20 protein-coding genes and 2 pseudogenes are annotated in these 19,786 nt (G+C 39.0%); 10 read left to right on the top strand and 12 right to left on the bottom strand.

Annotation, left to right across the window (positions count from 1 at the left end):
- Positions 1-19: 19 nt before the first annotated feature.
- From Q1J64_RS16665 to Q1J64_RS05375, 5 genes and pseudogenes are all read right to left on the bottom strand, one after another.
- The gene (locus Q1J64_RS16665) at positions 20-673 is read right to left on the bottom strand and encodes an FtsK/SpoIIIE domain-containing protein (RefSeq protein WP_367183492.1); all 654 of its coding nucleotides are present in this window, start codon (positions 671-673) and stop codon (positions 20-22) included.
- A 296-nt stretch (positions 674-969) separates the two neighbouring features.
- The gene (locus Q1J64_RS05390; RefSeq protein ID WP_301108058.1) at positions 970-1,350 is read right to left on the bottom strand and encodes a YdcP family protein; all 381 of its coding nucleotides are present in this window, start codon (positions 1,348-1,350) and stop codon (positions 970-972) included.
- Between the two features lie 12 nt (positions 1,351-1,362).
- Positions 1,363-1,677 (bottom strand): annotated as a pseudogene (locus Q1J64_RS05385) (YdcP family protein).
- A gap of 242 nt (positions 1,678-1,919) precedes the next feature.
- Positions 1,920-3,827, bottom strand: a complete 1,908-nt coding sequence (locus tag Q1J64_RS05380) for a UvrD-helicase domain-containing protein (protein WP_301108057.1) — start codon at positions 3,825-3,827, stop codon at positions 1,920-1,922.
- Entirely contained in the window at positions 3,809-4,783 is a 975-nt protein-coding gene (locus tag Q1J64_RS05375) for an ATP-dependent nuclease (protein ID WP_301108056.1), read from the bottom strand. The genes Q1J64_RS05380 and Q1J64_RS05375 overlap by 19 nt, the downstream gene beginning before the upstream one ends.
- 115 nt (positions 4,784-4,898) lie before the next feature.
- On the opposite strand from Q1J64_RS05375, the gene Q1J64_RS05370 reads away from it, so the two are divergent.
- Positions 4,899-6,254 (top strand): transposase, encoded by a 1,356-nt coding sequence (locus Q1J64_RS05370; RefSeq protein ID WP_301108055.1) that lies wholly within the window; start codon positions 4,899-4,901, stop codon positions 6,252-6,254.
- A 142-nt stretch (positions 6,255-6,396) separates the two neighbouring features.
- On the opposite strand, the gene Q1J64_RS05365 is transcribed toward Q1J64_RS05370, so the two are convergent.
- Positions 6,397-7,293: a catalase gene (locus Q1J64_RS05365; RefSeq protein WP_301108054.1), complete on the bottom strand. Its 897-nt coding sequence runs from the start codon at positions 7,291-7,293 to the stop codon at positions 6,397-6,399.
- Positions 7,294-7,408: 115 nt separating this feature from the next.
- On the opposite strand from Q1J64_RS05365, the gene Q1J64_RS05360 reads away from it, so the two are divergent.
- On the top strand, positions 7,409-7,957 hold the full coding sequence (locus Q1J64_RS05360) for a YusW family protein (protein ID WP_301108053.1): 549 nt from the start codon (positions 7,409-7,411) through the stop codon (positions 7,955-7,957).
- A 46-nt stretch (positions 7,958-8,003) separates the two neighbouring features.
- Here the strand turns inward: Q1J64_RS05360 and Q1J64_RS05355 are convergent, their stop codons facing one another.
- The gene (locus tag Q1J64_RS05355; protein WP_301108052.1) at positions 8,004-8,348 is read right to left on the bottom strand and encodes a DUF3899 domain-containing protein; all 345 of its coding nucleotides are present in this window, start codon (positions 8,346-8,348) and stop codon (positions 8,004-8,006) included.
- Positions 8,349-8,539: 191 nt separating this feature from the next.
- Between Q1J64_RS05355 and Q1J64_RS05350 the strand changes: the two genes are divergently transcribed.
- The 5 genes from Q1J64_RS05350 to Q1J64_RS05330 all read left to right on the top strand — a co-directional run bounded on the left by Q1J64_RS05350 (position 8,540) and on the right by Q1J64_RS05330 (position 14,391).
- Entirely contained in the window at positions 8,540-10,255 is a 1,716-nt protein-coding gene (locus Q1J64_RS05350; RefSeq protein WP_301108051.1) for a peptide ABC transporter substrate-binding protein, read from the top strand.
- Positions 10,256-10,421: 166 nt separating this feature from the next.
- On the top strand, positions 10,422-11,351 hold the full coding sequence (opp3b, locus tag Q1J64_RS05345; protein ID WP_301108050.1) for an oligopeptide ABC transporter permease: 930 nt from the start codon (positions 10,422-10,424) through the stop codon (positions 11,349-11,351).
- Between the two features lie 2 nt (positions 11,352-11,353).
- The gene (gene opp3C / locus Q1J64_RS05340; protein ID WP_301108049.1) at positions 11,354-12,379 is read left to right on the top strand and encodes an oligopeptide ABC transporter permease; all 1,026 of its coding nucleotides are present in this window, start codon (positions 11,354-11,356) and stop codon (positions 12,377-12,379) included.
- A gap of 15 nt (positions 12,380-12,394) precedes the next feature.
- Positions 12,395-13,459 (top strand): ABC transporter ATP-binding protein, encoded by a 1,065-nt coding sequence (locus Q1J64_RS05335; protein WP_301108048.1) that lies wholly within the window; start codon positions 12,395-12,397, stop codon positions 13,457-13,459.
- A complete protein-coding gene (locus Q1J64_RS05330; RefSeq protein WP_301108047.1) occupies positions 13,459-14,391 on the top strand; it encodes an ABC transporter ATP-binding protein in 933 nt (310 codons plus the stop codon). The genes Q1J64_RS05335 and Q1J64_RS05330 overlap by 1 nt, the downstream gene beginning before the upstream one ends.
- A gap of 123 nt (positions 14,392-14,514) precedes the next feature.
- On the opposite strand, the gene Q1J64_RS05325 is transcribed toward Q1J64_RS05330, so the two are convergent.
- Positions 14,515-15,003 carry a DinB family protein gene (locus tag Q1J64_RS05325; RefSeq protein WP_301108046.1) on the bottom strand — a complete coding sequence of 163 codons (489 nt, stop codon included), beginning with the start codon at positions 15,001-15,003 and terminating at the stop codon, positions 14,515-14,517.
- A gap of 79 nt (positions 15,004-15,082) precedes the next feature.
- Between Q1J64_RS05325 and Q1J64_RS05320 the strand changes: the two genes are divergently transcribed.
- The 3 genes and pseudogenes from Q1J64_RS05320 (at position 15,083) to Q1J64_RS05310 (ending at position 17,094) form a co-directional block, all read left to right on the top strand.
- Entirely contained in the window at positions 15,083-15,721 is a 639-nt protein-coding gene (locus Q1J64_RS05320; RefSeq protein ID WP_301108045.1) for a pentapeptide repeat-containing protein, read from the top strand.
- A 186-nt stretch (positions 15,722-15,907) separates the two neighbouring features.
- A pseudogene (locus tag Q1J64_RS05315) lies at positions 15,908-16,330 on the top strand (DUF1801 domain-containing protein).
- A gap of 95 nt (positions 16,331-16,425) precedes the next feature.
- Complete coding sequence (locus Q1J64_RS05310) at positions 16,426-17,094, top strand: DNA alkylation repair protein (RefSeq protein ID WP_301108044.1); 669 nt, start codon at positions 16,426-16,428, stop codon at positions 17,092-17,094.
- 40 nt (positions 17,095-17,134) lie between these two features.
- On the opposite strand, the gene Q1J64_RS05305 is transcribed toward Q1J64_RS05310, so the two are convergent.
- From Q1J64_RS05305 to Q1J64_RS05290, 4 genes are read right to left on the bottom strand one after another with little or no spacing between them, the layout of a single operon-like run.
- On the bottom strand, positions 17,135-17,989 hold the full coding sequence (locus Q1J64_RS05305; protein ID WP_301108043.1) for an ABC transporter permease: 855 nt from the start codon (positions 17,987-17,989) through the stop codon (positions 17,135-17,137).
- A 1-nt stretch (position 17,990) separates the two neighbouring features.
- Positions 17,991-18,905: an ABC transporter ATP-binding protein gene (locus Q1J64_RS05300; RefSeq protein WP_301108042.1), complete on the bottom strand. Its 915-nt coding sequence runs from the start codon at positions 18,903-18,905 to the stop codon at positions 17,991-17,993.
- Complete coding sequence (locus Q1J64_RS05295) at positions 18,898-19,317, bottom strand: hypothetical protein (protein ID WP_301108041.1); 420 nt, start codon at positions 19,315-19,317, stop codon at positions 18,898-18,900. Before Q1J64_RS05295 ends, Q1J64_RS05300 begins: the two co-directional genes overlap by 8 nt.
- Positions 19,318-19,327: 10 nt before the next feature.
- The gene (locus Q1J64_RS05290; protein WP_301108040.1) at positions 19,328-19,774 is read right to left on the bottom strand and encodes a LytTR family DNA-binding domain-containing protein; all 447 of its coding nucleotides are present in this window, start codon (positions 19,772-19,774) and stop codon (positions 19,328-19,330) included.
- Positions 19,775-19,786 lie beyond the last annotated feature (12 nt).

The following is a 19,786-nucleotide window of genomic DNA, read 5'->3' as shown; positions in this document are numbered from 1 at the left end:
ATTTGGTTCGATGGCTGTTTTAGGAATAATTTGCGTGGATTCCCCTATGGCAAGGGTGGAACAATTCAATGTCAGAAGTGGGCCAAAAACATGGCAAGAGTGGAACAATCGCATGGCTGTAGTCAATCATGTCTTCCTTTTTATAATAGACATTAGGCATGACGGTATTTAGATCGGCTAAATCGGCATTTTTCGGATCTAAGATATATAACTTTGCATTCGTTTTTAACAGTGCTTCAATTAACGTAAGAATGAAATACGTTTTTCCACCACCTGTTCCGCCAGCAATCAACATATGTGGCAGCTGATCATACTCCCAATCCATTGCCTTCATGAGTTTTAAGCGACCATTTTGCGCAACAACTTCATCAATCGAAATACGATTCGCAATCATATCATAAAAAAGCACATACTTCACATAGGAATCATGTAATTCTTTTGATACCAGTTCACAGTACAGACCACTTTCTAACTTCTTTTCTAAATTTAAAAGTGGCTCTTGATATTTACCAAGCGTTATTTCTACTTGAATATGAATCATGCCTTTTTCATACCGATAATACATCTTTGGAAAATGACTGATTTTTTCCTTTGCCTTACTAGATGGGATATCTTTGAAAAATCCTTCATTCACCACTTGTTTGGTTTCATACCACTGATTGTCTAAAATCATCTTTGCGAGCTTTTGACGATGCATCAACTGTTTTAGATGATTATAACGATACCGATAATAAACAAAAGCACAAATTGTCAGCATGACCAAACTAAAGATTAATGATATTAACCCATACCTACTTACAAAGTGAGTTTGAAATGAATCAACTTCCCACGTTGTAGAAAGTAAAAAAAATACATGAAAAGGGATAAAGCAAATAAGCCATACACCAAACAGTCCAAAGAAAATAAATTGAAAAAAGAGAGAGGCGTCACTTGGTCGGATTCGCTTCCCTCTTCTTCGGTAAAATTTCATTATTTATCTTTGGATGGTGTGGTTTTTTGAGTATTAGTGCCTGGCGATGCTGTTTTCCCTTTTAAAATTAAATCATCTGCCTTGATATACCAATCCACATCCGCTCCACGAAAAGTTGCATTTGCGACTGTATCTGCGACAGGATTAATTAGTTCCACTTCCGCATTATAATCAAAGTCTTTTAATGGAACGGAAGCAGGAATACTGACTTGAATCATGCGCCCTTGTTCACGAGATTTTAAGTCATATGTGCGTTCTTTTACTTCCGTTGATACCGTACCATCTTCATTTTGTAGAAACACTTCCCGACGTAATGAAGAAAACTTTAATAATCCGAATGTCTTTTCTTTATCAATGACAATTCCTTCTGCTAATCTCATGTTTTTTCCTCCTTATGCTTTGACCATATCGTCAGCATGTAAAATGTATTTCGTGAATCCACGATCACCAATTTTATAACCTTCTGCGGTAATCCTAGCATTAACTAACTTTACTTTTTCCTCATGTTCAAAGAATTTTTCTCCAGCTTCTTGTGGTAAGATTACCTCAATATCATCTGCACGTTGAATATCTGAATACAGATTCTAACTGCGTGATAATGTTGTCATGCGACCATTAATCCTTCTCTGTTCAACTTTTCCTTCTCCTGCGTATTCTAGATTCCCAAATGTTTTTTCCATATTTGGAATTACATGTTTTAATTCCATTTTCATTTTCCTTTCTATATTTTATTTTTTAACCCTTACAATCATTTACTAGCAGTTGGAGAACGGATTGCAATTCGTTTCATGCAAAATAAACCTCCTTATTATTGTGAAAAAATATAAAAAACGCCACAGTTTTATACTGTGACGTATGAGAAGACTATTATAAAATACAAAAAGCATTATTAAATTTGTATTTTAGGATATTTAACTCCATTTTTTTGACAAATAATTCACTTAAAAATTTAGTCTTTTAAGATTAAATTGGCATCTAACGTATTATCAACACCAAATAATATTTTGGCACTTTCAATAATTGCATTATCATCTGTTACCATGAATACAATTAAGTTTTCTCTTGCCCTCGTACAACACACATAGAAGATTTTCTTGGTTCTACTAATAACGCTTTCATTTACTGAACCCTTACCAAACAGAGTTCTAAAATCGTATTTATTCCATTTTCCATTATCAAGAACTACTAGAACGTTATCATATTCGCTTCCTTTTACACTATGTTGAGTGGCATAAGGCAAATATTCCCTTTGGTAATTAATTGAATTGATATACGACTGGAAAGGGATGTATTTTAGTCTATCCCATAAATATTTTCCTCTACCATTAACGAATTCATTAAAATTATCATCAATTTTTGTATGAAATATATCTACAGCTTTTTGAAACACCTCATGTATAGATTTACCATCTATATTTGTAAAATAAGTCATTTCATTATATAGCTTTTCCTTATCTACATAGTTTTTAATTTTGTATTTGGTTTTTCGTAGAAATTCATTATATTTTCCTTCTTGATAAAATTCTATTAGTTCGTAGATTTTGTCTAACTGTAGTAAAATTTTATCTCTCTTAGAAGTACCTTCATATTCTCCAGTGAGACCATTTAACTTATATGATAAAAGCGACTCACTATCAATCCATGTTTTTTCTATCTCATCTTTCCATAATAATGATTTTAATTGTGAATAAAATTTAGAATAATATTCATCGTTTTTAATCGCTTCAAGAGCAGATTCTCTATTTCTACCTTTAACAATATTTACTTCAATAGCTATTTCTTCAAAGGTCTTATTTTCTGTAGCAATATTATCACTACTTACTTTCTTTCTTATTTTATCAATCAAATCATAAATTTTATCGTTATCATATAACTCAAATAAATCATTAAATCCAGAATTATTTGCATTAAATTTATGCGTTAACCAAAGTATCTTAGTGTTTATTCCATTTTTAAAATCCCAATCTTGAAAAAACTTATGTCGTTTTAACTCTTCTAGAGAATCTATATTATTTGCATAAATAAATCGAGCACTTCCATTAATAATTTTACTGTCCTTCATATTCGGAGCAGTATTGTCTTGAGAGGGCTCTTGTTGTATAGAATCCACTGATTCCCTTAATTTATTAGCAAGGTCAATAACAGATTTGGGATTTCGTCTATTTTGTACTTTGTCAATCCTTTCCAAACTAAACCTTTCTAAACTTCCGATACCTGTATCGTAAATAGATTGCATAGAATCTCCAAAAAAACCAACAATACATTCTTTTTTACTTTTGTTTATTTGATTTAAAAATATATCCACAACTTTGGGATCAGTATCTTGATACTCATCAATAAAGATAAAATTGGCTGTGTCCTTTAAAATATCAGATAGCTTAGGGAATTTACTAAACATCTTTTGAGCAACCAATAAAACATGGTCATGACTGATTTTCCCATTTCTCAAGCTGATATACTCATCATATTCAATTTTCTCAGGTAATTCATTTACAGTAAAATAATCCATACCTTCAGGTTTCTTGAATAGTTTTTGTTCAGTGTCATTAACTATCTCCACAATGACTTCCTTTATTTCCTTTTGATATTTTCTAATAATCCTCCACATAAATTCATGTATTGTTGAAACTATTAGTTTTTCATTATCACTTCTTGATTGGATTTCACGAACAGCATTATTAGTATAAGTAATACAAACAATAGACTTTAAAGGATAACGTCTTGTAACTTCTTGGATAAGAGAAATTAGAGAATAAGTCTTACCACTTCCAGCACCACCCGAAAGTACAAAGTTTTGTTTCTGTTCAATGCAGTTTAAAGCTTTTACGACTTCTTTTTCTATTGCACTTGTAACCATCTTAGCCCCTCCTCAATATACCCTGGAGTTTTCCATTCACTAAAATTAGAATCACTTAATAGTAGTATTTCTGTAGCAAATGCCGATTTCTTATCTATACATTCCTCAGCTAATTTATAAGGGGAAAGATCCTCTTCTAACTTTTTTCTATTTTTCAAACCCTGCTGAAACCTATCACTATTAGCTTTGAGAAAGTCTTTATTTAAATGAATGAAGGCGTCTTCAAAACTGCTTGCTTGATTACCATTTTCCTCTATTTGGTATGCTATTCTAAAATTGCCGTTTTGATTAATTAAATATCTATCAACACTATTCTTTTGTGAAAATCTTAAAGTCTTCTTATTACTATTCATAGATTTTATTTTATTAAAGTCATTTGTTCCAAGAAAGGTTATTAAGGATGAGTTGGTTGTAACTGTCCCCTCGGTAGGATCACTCCTATGAGGCACTTCATATTTCTTTCCTTTTTTGCTTTCCTTCTCTATCATCTTGGCAGAATCAATATCTGTAATAATTAGTGCTTTAATGCCCAAGAAACTAATTAACTTCCCAAAAAGATGGGCATAATTACCCACTTCAATAATTGATATATTCTGTGAAAGTAAAGGTATGTCTGTCGATTGATTCGTATCAACTTTTTTCATCATTGCAGGAAGTAATAATCTTTCAGTGTCTCCTTCAATGAATATAGCTTTATCTGCAAAAAATAATTCTGAACGGTTTAATGTTAGATATTGTTTTACAAATTTAAACGTTTGTTCGTTATCCCCATATATTTTCTCAAGCTCATTAAAGTTTTTAGCTACAGATGATGATCCCTGTTTTTTTAGAAAACGAATATCATCAAAATCACATTCTGAAACAATATGAGATGAATGTGTAGTAATAATTGTTTGAAGTCCTAATTCATAGTCATCAGCTTTCATTCTTTCTTTAATTAATTGAATGAATTTCATAATTCCAGGCCCTTGTCTCCCATGGGGTTGAAGGCATCAAAAAAGAAGTACCTCCCCAAGTCTTGTATAATGGTAGTCGACAAAACATCCCAAAAAGACTGGAGGAGTACTCCTTATGACCATTATACGACAAGAGAGCCTATTTGGCATCCAAGAATTATACGATATGGAACCTACCCAAAAATATGAAGAGATCATGGCTGCCATTGATCTGGATGCTATCTTCTTTGAAATCAATAAGAAATCACGATTTGGTGCACCGATCGAATTGAATTATGGAGCCATGATGGTGAGTGTATTCGCGCGGTATATCGAGCGGATTCCGACCATCAAGGACTTGGTGAAACGCTTAACACATGATCTGTCTTTTAAGCTGGATTGCGGCTTCAAGGTCTCGGATGCTGTACCTTCAGAGGCTTCATACAGCCGCCTTCTGACCAAGTTGAGCGAAACGAACGTCTTGGAAAACGTACAGGAAACCACCATTCTGGACGCTATCGCGGAAGGATTCATCCTAGATGATACAATTGCCATCGATGCCACGCATTTTGAGGCGCGTGACAAAGCACCGAGTAAAAAGGAAAAACCAAAAACAGAACCGAAAAAACGAGGGCGTAAAAAGAAAGAAGAACGGGAACAATGGTTGGCTAAAGAAGCAGAACGGAAAGCGAACCTGCCGATCTACGAAAAGAAAATTGAAGACCAGCTAGGTGCTCCACTTCACCAGTTACGTGCCGAGGTTCCACAAGAGCCCCATTGGGGCGTCAAGAAAAACAGTGAAGGACGGAACGAGTATTGGTTCGGCTACAAAGGGCATTTAGCAGTGGGTGCATCCAGCCAATATATCCTGCAGTCCCTGTTCTCTTCCGGTAACTTGAACGATGGAAAAGCCGCAATTCCACTGTTAAAAGGAATTGAAGAACGGCTTCCACTTCCTCATTTGATGTATCACACGATGGATGCCGGCTACGATTTTGAAGCTATTTACGAACAGGTGCATCGCATGGGACAACGATCTGTCATTGCTTATAATAAGCGTAATGAACCGGAGTACCTTGGTTTTGATGAACATTTTGCGCCCACTTGTTTCAGGGAACATTCCTATCGTTATGACAGTTACGATGCGCAATATGAGACACTGAAATACACTCGCCCCAAGGAGTGCCTGGAGTGCCCACTAGTAAATGAAGGTATCTGTCAGAAGGTGTATAAAGTCAAACTCACAACAGATTTACGGAGATATACGGCACCAGCTCGCGGTTCTCATTCGTGGAAAAAACTATTCAATCGTCGAACCGCTGTGGAACGCGTCAACGCTTATTTGAAAGAGTTTTTCCAACTGAATAACGTTCGCTATCGCACAGGAAAAAGGGCAAAAGTTCATTTTGACATATTAATTTTAATTTACAACGCTTCTAAGCTCGCTGCTGATCGAATCAACAGCAGGTTACAACTGCTTCAAGCTGCATGATTTCTGTTTTTTGAAATACAATTTGCCAATTCGGCTCTTGTTTGTATTTTTAAAAAGAGCAATTATGAAATTGATTCCTTTACTGAATTAATCAATTTTATGAGTTTGAATTGTCCATTGTGCTGAATCACAATTGGAAGGTCTATTTCATTACACCACGTCGTCTGGCGGATTCTTCATACGCTGCAGAACGAAAGAGCAGTACGGGATCTTCGCTGCATTCTAAGCCTGATATAGTAACTGTGGGATCAAATACGAGCTCTTCTGCATTGTCTGCGCAAAGAGAAGTGAGCGTCAAAACACCCGCTTCGATCTTTCTTCGATCACTCGGCCAGGCAATAGTTGGATTATCAACAGTATCTCCCTGATCTGCTAGTTGAATTAGCAACCGGAAACGAATAGGGTCCCCTGCTTCAACTTTTTGGAGTAGAGCATTTTCCGTGTTCGTTCCGCCAGAGTTGCTTGCGTTAGAAGGCAGAGGTTGCCATTCAAAGCGTACCGCCTGTCGCTGCCGCTTTTCGTTGACCAAGTAATAAGTGTGAATTGCATAGTAATGAAGAGTTTCAAAATTTTTAAAAGGCTTCAGTTTTTTTAGAATTGTTGCGAACGCCTTATAATGCGCACTATGTAATAGGAAATTCAAACGGTCAGACCAACCGCTTTTGTCGCTGTCAAAAGTTTTTAGTAGCCCGATGAATGCTTCTGGTGTCTCACTAATGAAGACGGGCAAGTTTACCATTGTAAGATTTGTAAAAGTACCGTCAGCTAAATGAAAACGAACTGCCATTCCTTTTACGGGATTTAATCTTTTATTCGAATCAGGACTGGTGGAACTGTGAGAAAAGCGAACAATTGCCGGGACTTCCTTCTTCTGTAAATGTGCCGCAGTTGACCAAGGTATCGCTGCTCCTGTAGGCTGGAAAACTGCTTTAAAAGCTATGCCGAATGAGTGGGCGCGCCGTAAATGTTTTTCTATTGGAACTGCTGATTCTATTGCGTTGATGGCATCGCTTGCTGATAATGAAGTAGGATTTTTCATTTCACATCACTCCTTTACCTATCAACATACCCTTGAAGCGAGAAAATTAACCGGTTAAAAAACGAGAAAAGGGGAAAGATAAACTGTAGAACTTTTAGAATGGAGAAAGATATAAATGAAACGGTTTTTTATTACATTGATAGTAATTATGGCATTAAATCTGGCGGCCTGCGGTTCGGATAAAAATGCACCTGACAACACCGAGGGGACGAATGGTAATCCAACAAACCAAAGTGAGAACACAATGACAGGTAGCGAACAATCGGATATTACTGATGATCAAGCTGTCAATTCCGGCGGCCAGACAGATTCAACAAAAGATCAAATGCAGGCGGATATGGATCAGCTAACATTTAAAGAAATCGATATTGAGATTTCATATGGGAAAGATCATGAATATGAAGCGGAAATCGACCAGGACGAAGGACAGCCGATTGAAGTTAAAGTAGAAGATGAAGTAAATGGCGTGTACTTAAAAGGTCAAGAAGCATTTGATGATTTATATCCAAAAGTGAAACAGCTTGATTTGACGAAAGACAGTCCCAAAGAAGAAACGATCAGTCAAGTATTGAAAGCATTTGGTCTAAAAGATGATTATAAAAAGTTAGAAGTTGAAATTAAATTCAAAGATGGAAGCAAATTAGATATTGAAGATCGTAAATAAGGAGCAAGCAGCGCTCTCGCTTGAGACGCTGCTTGTTTTTTACTGTCTATATATAGTAGAAGATCAGCGCCAAAAGCATCAGTAAAAATGAAGGAAGTCCGGCTAAGAAAAACCAAGCAGGATTGGCGGACATGACTTCTGAAGGCGTACGCATTGATTCAATTGCTTCTTTTTGTCCTTTGCGCGCCAGAACTTTCCGTGTACTTTGCATGAAGAAATCAAAGAAGCCTGTACGAATTATATACACAACAGCTCCGATGAACAGCAGGAGAAAACTAACAAAAAAAGATACGTTGATATAGTTGAGCAATGACCATGAACCGTAAAATAACCATATGGAGACAAGAATTACTATTTGTGTGATGAAAAAGACAATAATATTAGTTTTCATACAAATCCTTCTTTTCTATATAAATTACATCTCTAGCTTCCATCATACAAGAATCGAGATAATAAGTGTAGAAACAACGTCAATACTTTAAAATTAAGATAATTTAATTGTTAGCGTTTACATACTTAAATTTTTCTTGTATAATGAAATAGCTAGTATTTTCAAACAAACACAAAGGGGAGGTCAATGATTTGAAGAGTAAAAAGTGGTTTTTACTAATGGCGCTTACATTAGTGCTAAGTATGTTCCTGGCTGCTTGTGGAGGCGACAAGAATGAAGACAAGCCTGCTGCAGATAAGGAAGACGATAAGGCAACAGAGAAACCAGCAGAAGAAGCTGGCGAGCCGGACGCTGAACAAGTATTATACTTGGAAGAGGCGAGTGCAATTCCATCTGTTGACTCAGCAATTGTTGAAGATCAAGTTGGGTTCAACGTGTTGAACAACATTAACGAAGGTCTTTATCGTTTGAACCAAGAAAACATTGCAGAACCTGCAATGGCAGCTGAAGAAGCTGAAGTAAGTGAAGATGGTTTGACTTATACATTTAAACTTCGTGATGCAAAATGGTCAGATGATACACCTGTAACAGCAAACGATTTTGTATATGCTTGGCAGCATGCAATTGATCCAGCAACTGGTTCACCTTATGGACCATTCATGATGTCTGGAGTAGTTAAAAATGCGACAGAAATCTCTGAAGAAAAAATGGAAGTGTCTGAGTTAGGGGTTAAAGCTGTAGACGAAAAGACGTTTGAAGTAACACTTGATCGTCCGGTACCTTATTTCTTATCACTAATGTCATTTGGAACTTTCTATCCGCTAAAAGAAGAGTTCGTAACGTCTAAAGGTGATGCATATGCAACAAATTCTGACGGACTTCTTTCTAATGGACCATTCGTTCTAACTGACTGGGACGGAACGGGAGATAGCTGGACATATAAGAAGAACGAACATTACTGGGATGCAGATACAGTAAAACTTAATGAAATTCATGTAAATGTTATAAAAGATTCTGCAACTGGCGTTAAGCTTTATCAAGATGGAAAGTTAGATTGGACAAGAGTATCTGGTGATTTGGCTATGCAATATCGTGATGATGCAGAAGCAGTAATTCAGCCAGAAACGTCTGTATTCTACTTTAAATTTAACCAAGAAAAGGGTGGAGAGAAAACTCCACTTGCAAATGAGAACATCCGTAAAGCAATTGCAAAGTCTTTCGAAAAAAATGACATGGCTGACGTAGTTCTTGCTAACGGTTCATTACCTGCAAATTACTTAGTGCCGACAAAGTTTGCATTTGATGAAAATGAAAAAGATTTCCGTGATCTAAGCGGCGACCATCTAGTTTATAATGTGGAAGAAGCACAAGAGCATTGGAAAAAAGGTTTGGAAGAGTTGGGTGTGGAATCTCTTGAATTAGAAATCCTTGGCGGAGACACTGAGCTTTCTAAAAAAATGGATGAGTACTTCAAATCTCAAATGGAAACTAACTTGGAAGGGTTAACTATCAAATTGAAAGAAGTACCATTCGCAGTACGTTTGGAATTGGATACTAACCAGGACTATGACATCCAAGTATCTGGATGGGGCCCTGACTTCCAAGATCCGATTTCTTTCTTAGATTTATTCGTAACTGATGGAACTAACAACTTAATGTCTTACTCTAATCCAGAGTATGATAAGTTAATCGAAGAATCAAAAGGCGCTCTTGCTCTTGATCCTGCAGCACGTTATGAAGCATTTGTAAAAGCTGAAAAGATTCTTCTTGAAGATGACGCAGCAATTGCACCGATTTACCAACGTAGTTTGGTTATTTTACAAAAACCATACTTTAAAGGCTTAGTAAATCATCCATTTGGAGCGGACTATAGCTACAAGTGGGCTTATATCTCAGGTAAAAAGTAAGCTGTGTAAGTTTCATAGGGGAGAGTATATGGGAGATTTGTATTCCATATACTCTCTTTTTAGTAACAAACAATAGTTGTAATCTTTTTAAGATACTTTCTATTGGAAATACACTAACTATTCAGTTGTGTATAAAGTAATAAACCCCATGGAGGTGTAACGTAGCGTGGTTAAGTATATTGTAAAACGTATAGTCTATATGTTCATTACCCTTGCACTGATTGCGACGGCCTCTTTCTTCCTGATGCAGACACTGCCAGGTTCACCTATCGCATCTTACAGCAAGCTGAATGACACGCAAAAAGCGATTGTTGAAAAGAAGTATGGGATTGATAAGCCGAAGCCCGTTCAGTATGCAATTTATATGAAAAACTTAGCAAAAGGGGATTTAGGTACATCTTTTGCTTTTAAAGGAAAAAGTGTCAATGATTTATTGGCTTCAAGACTGAAACCTTCATTAATCTTGGGAGCGCAAGCGATGGTCTTTGGGACTCTCGTCGGTATCCTGTTAGGTATGCTTGCTGCATTGAGGCAAAATACTTTTTGGGATTACGGAAGCACCTTTTTTGCGATACTCGGTATCTCCATTCCATCATTTGTTTTCGCGTCTTTGTTGCAGTATTGGATCGCTTCTGAGTGGCATCTATTACCGGTAGGACTGTGGAATGACGGTTGGAAATCAAGTGTCCTGCCATCGCTTGCACTCGCTATGGGACCGCTTGCCCTATCCGCGCGTTTCATACGGACTGAGATGATTGAAGTATTGAGTTCTGATTATATTACATTGGCAAAAGCAAAAGGCGCAAGTGGCTTTGAGATTGCGTTTAAACACGCATTCAGAAATGCTTTAATACCTTTAATTACGGTGCTTGGCCCATTGGCTGCCGGATTGGTTACAGGATCACTCGTTGTTGAGAAGATTTTTGCTATTCCTGGGATTGGGGAGCAGTTCGTATCATCTATCATGGTTAATGACCATGCGACGATTATGGGTACGACATTGATGTTCTCAGCTTTCCTAATCATTATTATTTTTATCGTGGATATTTTATATGGCGTCATAGACCCTCGTATCCGCTTGTCAGGAGGTAAATGAGAATGCGCAATGAAATCGAACATGAACAGCTACCTCAAGAAGTTTTTGAACGAATCACGATTGAAAGTGATCAAGCGGAACGAATTGAAAAACCGAGCCTGAGTTTCTGGCAGGATGCCTGGCTCCGACTTCGCAAGAATAAGGCTGCGATCGTCAGTATGGTAGTTCTCGTGTTGTTGGTCATCATGGCATTGATCGGTCCGCATTTGAATGGACATGCAGGGGATGCACAAAATCTGCGTCATGCCAACTTGCCTCCTAAAGTACCTGGAATTGAGCAAATGGGCATCATGGATGGAGTAGGGAATTTAGCAGGAAAAAAAGTTGACTTATATGAAATGAAAAAAGTAGATGAATATTATTGGTTCGGTACAGACGGACTTGGCCGAGACTTATTCACTCGTTTATGGGAAGGTACGCAGGTGTCTTTGTTCATCGCGTTTGTTGCAGCTGCTATTGATATGGTAGTAGGTGTCGCGTACGGTGGGATTTCAGGCTACTTCGGCGGCCGAACTGATGATATCATGCAGCGCGTTGTCGAGATTTTGATTGGGATTCCGACATTGATTGTCGTCATTCTAATGATCATGATCATGAAACCTGGGATAACCGCCATTATTATCGCGATTTCCATAACCGGTTGGATCGGGATGTCGCGGATTGTACGTGCACAGACTTTGAAGTATAAATCACAAGAATTCGTTCTTGCTTCACGAACACTTGGTTCGAAAGATAGCAAGATCATTACTAAACACTTATTGCCGAACATGCTCGGCATTATTATTATCAATACAATGTTCACGATTCCGAATGCGATTTTCTTTGAGGCATTCTTAAGTTTTATCGGGATTGGACTTCAGCCGCCGGCAGCCTCACTCGGTACGCTGATCAATGACGGTTACAAAGTGATGGAGCACCAGCCGTATGTCTTGTTATTCCCAGCCCTTGTCATCAGTATTTTGATGATTGCCTTTAACTTGATTGGTGATGGACTGCGCGATGCACTTGATCCGAAGATGAAAGATTAAGAGGAGGAGAGCAAGTTGACAAAGATACTACAAGTGAAAGACCTCGAGCTTTCCTTCCATACTTTTGGAGGAGAAGTGAAAGCAATCCGCGGTGTGAATTTTGATTTATTGAAAGGGGAGACGTTAGCAATTGTGGGAGAGTCGGGTTCCGGAAAATCGGTTACGACGAAGTCCATCATGCGTCTGCTTCCCCAGTCCAGTGCCGAGTATAAGAACGGCGAGATTTTATTTGAAGGAAAAGATCTGACCAAGGTTTCTGAGAAGGCGATGCAGAAAATTCGTGGGAAAGATATTTCAATGATTTTCCAGGATCCGATGACGTCGTTGAATCCGACGATGACGATCGGCAAGCAGATTATGGAGCCGATTCTGAAGCATCAGAAGATGAGTAAATCACAAGCCAAGGAGCAGACGATTAAGCTGCTAAATCTCGTAGGAATTCCGAATGCCGAAAGTCGTTATAAAATGTATCCTCACCAGTTCTCAGGGGGGCAGCGTCAACGGATCGTCATTGCAATCGCCCTTGCCTGCAATCCGAAAATATTGATTGCAGATGAGCCGACGACTGCACTTGACGTGACGATACAGGCGCAGATCTTGGAACTGATGAAAGAAATTCAGAAGAAAATCGATACATCGATTATTTTCATTACGCATGATCTCGGGGTAGTTGCAAACGTTGCTGACCGCGTAGCTGTTATGTATGGTGGAAAGATTGTCGAAATTGGAACAGTTGATGAAATCTTCTATAATCCACAGCACCCATATACGTGGGGCTTGCTCAGTTCAATGCCGTCTATGGACTTAGCTGACCAGAAGCTTTACGCGATCCCTGGTACACCGCCAGATCTCTTGAATCCACCAGAAGGTGATGCATTTGCATTGCGCAGCGAGTATGCGATGAAGATCGATATGGAACGTCAGCCTCCATTCTTCCAAGTAAGTGATACGCATTATGCAGCGACGTGGCTCTTGCATCCGCAGGCACCACAGGTCGAACCGCCGGCTGTCATTATTGAACGGATGAAAACCTTCCCGGGCAGCCGCTACTACGTAGATCAGACAGGAGGGAATGCGTGATGGCTGATCAATTAATAGAAGTGAAAAACCTTAAACAGTATTTTAACGCCGGCAAAGCTACAGAAGTCCGTGCGATAGACGATATCAGCTTTTCCATAAAACGCGGTGAAACATTCGGACTCGTTGGCGAATCCGGTTGTGGTAAGTCGACTACTGGCCGTACGATGATCCGTCTGTACGATGCGACAGCAGGCCAGGTTCTGTATGACGGTGTCGATGTCCACGCACCAAAAAGCAAGAAGGAAACGCATGACTTGAATCGTAAAATGCAAATGATTTTCCAAGACCCGTATGCTTCATTGAACCCTCGTATGAAAGTAATGGATATTATTGCAGAAGGCCTCGATATACACGGGCTGGTGAAATCAAAGAAGGAACGCAAAGAACGCGTCATCGAATTGCTCCAGACGGTCGGATTAAACCGCGAGCACGCGGAACGTTTCCCACATGAATTCTCAGGTGGTCAGCGTCAGCGTATCGGTATTGCACGCGCTTTGGCAGTAGATCCAGAATTCATCATTGCGGATGAACCGATCTCTGCACTCGACGTGTCGATTCAGGCCCAGGTAGTTAACTTGTTAAAAGATTTGCAGGAAGAAAAAGGACTGACGTATTTATTCATTGCTCACGATTTATCAATGGTTAAATATATATCCGATAGAATTGGCGTCATGTATTTTGGTAAATTAGTCGAAATGGCACCGGCAGACGAGTTATACCGGAATCCGATGCATGCTTATACGAAGTCACTGCTGTCGGCTATTCCGCTGCCTGACCCTATTTATGAACGCTCACGGGTACGTAAGCCTTATAATCCGAATGACCACCAATACGGTCCGGAAGATCAGGTTGAATTCCGTGAGATTGCGCCGGAACACTTTGTACTGTGTTCTGAAAAAGAATTTGCGGAAATGCAGGCTGCCCGCGTATAAAATAGAAGTAGAAGTCCTCTGGAAATGAGGGCTTCTTTTTCTGTAAGCAGAGTTATAGCAATCGTCACCGGTCCTTCACAGGAGGATAATAACAGAGAACAAAGGCCGCGCTGAAGGCTATTTTTATAAGTGGAGCTGCTTTTTTACTTCTTTAATCTGTTCGATATGTCGTAATTCATGATACCCGACAAATGGAATCCATTGTTTAAGATTCATTTCGCCGAATACAGGATGCGGATAAGACTTAACTTCCAGTTGCTCTTCCGTTGTATTCTCAGACAGCTGACGCAGTGTCTCGTGAGTTGCGGATAATTTGGCCTGTAACTCTTCAAGTGACGCGAACTCTTCCGTCGGCACGGCAAATGCTGGAGCCTTTACTTTAGTAGAACGGTTGACGGTCAGCTCAATGGGTTTATCTTGCGCCTGTTTTTGCTTGTCCGAAGCGAGCTGTGACTGAATGGTTTTGGCGACCCCACCTTCCATCAGGTATAGATGCTGCAGTAACTGTTTTATGGACCATCTGCCTTCAGAAGGCTTTTGATTGATTTGTTCATCGGATAGCTGGCTTACTTGTTTGTATAACTCTTCTCTTGCTTGATCATTAATATTCATGTGCTTCACTCCTTTTGAAAATAATACCACTCAGTATGCAAGGAATCTTCATAGAACTCATAGGAAAGGCGGAATAAAAATGAAAGTTCAATCACCAAAAGTTTCAGAACAGCTAACTCCAGCAACGTGGCAAGACCTCTGGAGTGAGGAGGAACCATATTTACAAAACCGTATTTTAATCGATTCAAGAATGGATGGAGAGACACTGGAGCGTGTTCAATTAACAAATATGATTGTAAAGAATTGCAGTTTCCAGCATGCGTCTTTACCAGATTTGTTTCTGACGGATGTGCGCTTTGAAAACTGCGATTTTTCAAATGCAGATTTGAGTAGAGTTAGTATTCATAGAGCCAGCTTTCGTAATTGCAAGATGCTGGGCGTGAACTTTACTGATTCACGCTTCACAGATGTTTCATTTGAAGAATGTATTGGGAATTTATGTGCATTTGTGCATTCGAAGTGGGAACGTGTGCAGTTCGAACAATGCCAACTGAAAGACGTCGATTTCTTTGACTGCAAATTAAAGCATACAAAGTTCTCCGGCTGTAATCTTGATCAGGCAAGTTTTGATGAAACACCATTAAAGAAAGTAGAAATTAGAACGTCAGAATTTGAAAGCATGACTGTCTCGATGAAGGATCTGGAAGGTTGTATCGTCTCCGTACAGCAGGCTGTGCAGTTCGCGGCGATGATAGGGCTGGATATTCGGGATGAATGACTAGGCAGAATCAAGCTGTCAGGAAGAACGGCTATTTGCTCTCCAAGTAGGCTGGCAGCGGTGCCTGAAACCAAGGGAAACGGTCAATATTTACTTTGTATGTTCAACTAAAAAATATTTCCCTCAAGCTAGATGAAAATAGTATAAACAAGTATATTCTCTAAAATAGGCGAGGAGATCGTATATATGTATGAACCGAAGATGAAAGAAAACGAAAATAGTGTAACTGGCTTTATTGAAAGTGTGGAAAATGAGAAGAAGAAGGCGGATGCCTATCAGTTATTAGATATCTTCGGAGAGGTGACTGGTTACGACGCAAAAATGTGGGGTCCTAGTATAATAGGCTTTGGCAGCTATCACTATAAATATGCATCAGGACGCGAAGGGGATGCGCCTTTAGTGGGTTTTTCACCAAGAAAGGCAAAGATTAGTCTTTATTTGGACTATGAAAGTGAAGAAAGGGAAGGATTATTAGAAAACTTCGGTAAACACACGAAGAGTAAGTCTTGTATTTATGTAAATTAATTAGCTGATATTGATACCAATGTTTTAAAAGATTTAATTAAACATACAGTAGAAAAATATCAGAATCTTTATCCTAATGAATGAAGTTATGATTAAAGTATTTTACAGACGTGAACGCTTGTTGTTATGCGTCATTTCTATTATTCAACAAATGAGGACTTACTATAGGAAGTGTAAAAATGAATGAAAAAAAAGATACAGAAATAAAACGCTCTTCAAAAGCAGAAAACATTCTATCTCAGATAAATAGTAAAACTAAGCTAGGGGACTTACGAAAAATCGCGAAGGACATTAAAAAAGATCACGAACTAGCTATGGAACTTTGGTCAACCGAAGAGTTTTTGCCCAGACTATTAGCAATCTTAATTATGGACAAAAAACTTCTTTCACAAGATGTGATAAATAAGCTTGATAAGGATATGCTGACTCACATTTTTGATGAGCGAAATAACTTAATGGATTGGTTAATGGCTAATCAGCTTACCAAAGACAAGAAGAAAATTGCATTGATCGAGTCATGGGAAAATAGTCCTTCCGCTCTTCAAAGGCGAACTTTCTGGTATTATCAAGGGCGATTGAGATGGACTGGAAAAACACCAATTGATAACACTGCAGACTTGTTATCTGCATTAGAAGCTAATATTACGCAGGAAGAACCGGAAGTTCAATGGGCTATGAATTTCACTGCAGGCTGGATAGGCGTTTATGATGAAATGAATCGTCCACGTTGTATTAAACTCGGTGAGAAAACGGGTCTTTACAAAGATGAAAAGGTATCAAAAGGATGTACTCCGAATTATTTGCCGGAGTTCATTATGATTGAAGTTAACAAACGACTTAATAATTAGTTACCTCTACAATGTAAATTTTAACATTCAACTTATATAGTCAGTATTTATTGCTTTTCATTACAGCAGCCGCAAGTATAGAGAAGATTATAGCAGTAGCTGCCAAATAGAGAATGCTGAACATCGGAGAAGTGAGGAAGCCGTTTAAATCGTAAACTACGCCCATATTCACTAAAAACTCTTGCCTGACTGCTGCAGGAGCCCCTTTAAATGCTTCTTGCATTGGCTGCCCCATTAGAATTTGGCGGAACAGCGTAGCGGCATGTGATGTAGGGAATAGTTTAATGATGGTCTGCAAGTATTCCGGTAGACTTCCAATGGGAATATAAATACCTGCTAGAAAACCAAGCAGAGTTCCAATTACTGTACTGGCCGCAGCAAACGCTTTAACGGTTTTGAAAAAAGAGACGAGCAGTAAGATCATGGCACTGCTTGCGATCACCGATAAAGTGATTACTCCGGTCACCTGTATCAACTGGAATATAGTTAGCATTGCTTCACCCGAGAAAAAGAAGACTCCATTTGTAATCAGCAGAACGAGCAGACACATGATGAAACCGACGAAGACAGAACTTATGACATAGCCTCCAAAAAGTGACGACCTGTTAATTGGAGAAGCATAGAAGTCTAGGGCGGATTCTGTGGAGCGATCTTCAACCATAACTCCAAAAGCACCTAGTGTAGTAGTGACTGAAGTAACTGCTAAAATTCCTGCAAAGATCCATGACAGAAGAAGCCACTTTTTGGCGGGGAAATCAGGAAGGCTATCTGCAATTAAATTACCAAGAAACGTTCCGTACAAGACGACAAGAATGATAACGGCAAGCAGAGAAAAGAATAACGCACTTTTATCGCGAAAATAAAGCAGCAGATTACGTTTTGCAAAAGCCATCATTTCACACACCCTCCTTTTCATTATGGATTTGAATAAATACATCATCCAGACTCGACTGCTGTACTTCAAATGAAACAATCTGCTGCTCATATTTTGTTAATAAAGCAATTGCATCGGTTGTTTTCTTCAGCTGAATGAGGAACGTACTGTGATCTTCACTGAAAACCAGCTGATCTGCCTGTAGCTGACTGCGGAAGTGTGCCTGATCCTTTGCGGTGATCATCAACCGATCTGCCGAGTACTCAGCCTTCAGGTGATTTGGTGTTCCTCTGGCAATAATTTCTCCTTCTTTCATGACGACAACAAAATTCGAATTGGCGGCTTCTTCAATATAATGAGTGGTTAAAAAGACCGTCATATTAGTCTCGCGCTGCAAATTCAAGATCGTATTCCAAATCTGTTTTCGGTTCTGCGGATCAAGACCTGTCGTGGGTTCATCCAGCAGTAGTATTTTTGGCTGATGCAAAAGTGCTCTCGCAATATCCACTCTTCGCTTCTGTCCTCCCGATAATTTCCCGTAGCGTCGTTTCATGAGGGAGGATATATCGACAGCTGCAGCTGCACGGACGATAGCTGCAAGTCTTTCTTCTTTGGTCATCTTGTACAACCGGGCGCGGTAATCTAAATTCTCCTGAACTGTTAATAAAGGGTCCAACAGACTTTTTTGAAACACAACGCCTATTTCATTGCGAATCGCTTCGTCCTCTTTTCCGACGGTTAAGCCGTTAATTTTTACTTCCCCAGCATCGTGCTTCAAAAGAGTAAGTAAAATAGAGATAGTTGTGGACTTTCCCGCTCCGTTTGTACCGAGAAATGAAAACAGACTCCCTTGCTCCACGTAGAAACTCACATCCTTCACTGCCTTTACAGCGCCATACGATTTGTATAAGTGGTGCACTTCAATAATTTTAGACATTCGAACCCCTCCGTCTCTGATTGGCAATTGCTTGATTAATTGCTTTTTCAGCCGTTTTATTGTTCATATAGACCATCAGGATGACAAATGAGTAAGCAAATATCCCGCACAGCGCAACAGTTCCAATATAAAAAGCGGTGAAAGGATACACGTTAAAAAATGCCCCGGCAAATATCAGCACTACTAGAACACACATCAGTTCAATCAAATGAACAATCAGCGGCTGCTCAACGGGGAGTTTATGGGACAGAAAAATCAACAAAGTAATGAAACAGGATATGATAAATAAATAGCTGGTAATTTCCTCTGTCAGTGGCGGGAAGATGCCAAACAGCCTGAACAGATAATAAAACAGCGAGCTGAAAGTAAAGGCAAAGCAAGCCGCGCCTAGATAGATTATTGTACGGTTCATTCTTGCCACCTCATCCTAAAAAATATTTTCGAAATGATTTTACATAGTGCCGATTGACGATAACTTTCTCACCGTTTGTCAGGTGCGCCTCGAATCGGCCATTGATCAAAGCTTTGACACTTTCAATCTTTGCGATATTCACGATGAAGTTTTTACTGATTCTCATGAATCTCATATCTTTCAGCTGCTCTTCAAGTTCGTATAACTTCTTGTCACTCTCAAAAACCTCATCATCTGTATAAAGAAATACCGTGTCATTCACTGACTCCATATACAGCAGCTGATCAAAAACCAGAGGATAAGTCACACTGTTTTTCTTTCCGTGAATAGAGTGCATCATCTGGTTCAATTGCTGAATCAAAGGAGACACACGTTCATCTGCTTCAGGGCAATTAATAATAATCTCGATGTCTGTAAAGTCGTCTGATTCATTTACTTTTAGCCTAATCGTAATCACCTCGAAGTTCTA

Origin of the sequence: Sporosarcina sp. (genome assembly GCF_029257255.1) — a bacterium.
Classification (GTDB): domain Bacteria; phylum Bacillota; class Bacilli; order Bacillales_A; family Planococcaceae; genus Sporosarcina.
This window is presented reverse-complemented; position numbering and strand designations above follow the sequence as displayed.

Bases quoted from the DNA above. Each gene is read 5' to 3' on its own strand.
- Q1J64_RS05390 (WP_301108058.1), bottom strand. From the start codon at position 1,350: ATGAGATTAGCAGAAGGAATTGTCATTGATAAAGAAAAGACATTCGGA.
- Q1J64_RS05365 (WP_301108054.1), bottom strand. From the start codon at position 7,293: ATGAAAAATCCTACTTCATTATCAGCAAGCGATGCCATCAACGCAATA.
- Q1J64_RS05325 (WP_301108046.1), bottom strand. From the start codon at position 15,003: ATGAATATTAATGATCAAGCAAGAGAAGAGTTATACAAACAAGTAAGC.
- Q1J64_RS16665 (WP_367183492.1), bottom strand. From the start codon at position 673: ATGATTTTAGACAATCAGTGGTATGAAACCAAACAAGTGGTGAATGAA.
- Q1J64_RS05295 (WP_301108041.1), bottom strand. From the start codon at position 19,317: ATGAACCGTACAATAATCTATCTAGGCGCGGCTTGCTTTGCCTTTACT.
- Q1J64_RS05355 (WP_301108052.1), bottom strand. From the start codon at position 8,348: ATGAAAACTAATATTATTGTCTTTTTCATCACACAAATAGTAATTCTT.
- Q1J64_RS05375 (WP_301108056.1), bottom strand. From the start codon at position 4,783: ATGAAATTCATTCAATTAATTAAAGAAAGAATGAAAGCTGATGACTAT.
- Q1J64_RS05300 (WP_301108042.1), bottom strand. From the start codon at position 18,905: ATGTCTAAAATTATTGAAGTGCACCACTTATACAAATCGTATGGCGCT.
- Q1J64_RS05370 (WP_301108055.1), top strand. From the start codon at position 4,899: ATGACCATTATACGACAAGAGAGCCTATTTGGCATCCAAGAATTATAC.
- Q1J64_RS05360 (WP_301108053.1), top strand. From the start codon at position 7,409: ATGAAACGGTTTTTTATTACATTGATAGTAATTATGGCATTAAATCTG.
- opp3C (WP_301108049.1), top strand. From the start codon at position 11,354: ATGCGCAATGAAATCGAACATGAACAGCTACCTCAAGAAGTTTTTGAA.
- Q1J64_RS05330 (WP_301108047.1), top strand. From the start codon at position 13,459: ATGGCTGATCAATTAATAGAAGTGAAAAACCTTAAACAGTATTTTAAC.
- Q1J64_RS05380 (WP_301108057.1), bottom strand. From the start codon at position 3,827: ATGGTTACAAGTGCAATAGAAAAAGAAGTCGTAAAAGCTTTAAACTGC.
- Q1J64_RS05320 (WP_301108045.1), top strand. From the start codon at position 15,083: ATGAAAGTTCAATCACCAAAAGTTTCAGAACAGCTAACTCCAGCAACG.
- Q1J64_RS05305 (WP_301108043.1), bottom strand. From the start codon at position 17,989: ATGATGGCTTTTGCAAAACGTAATCTGCTGCTTTATTTTCGCGATAAA.
- Q1J64_RS05310 (WP_301108044.1), top strand. From the start codon at position 16,426: ATGAATGAAAAAAAAGATACAGAAATAAAACGCTCTTCAAAAGCAGAA.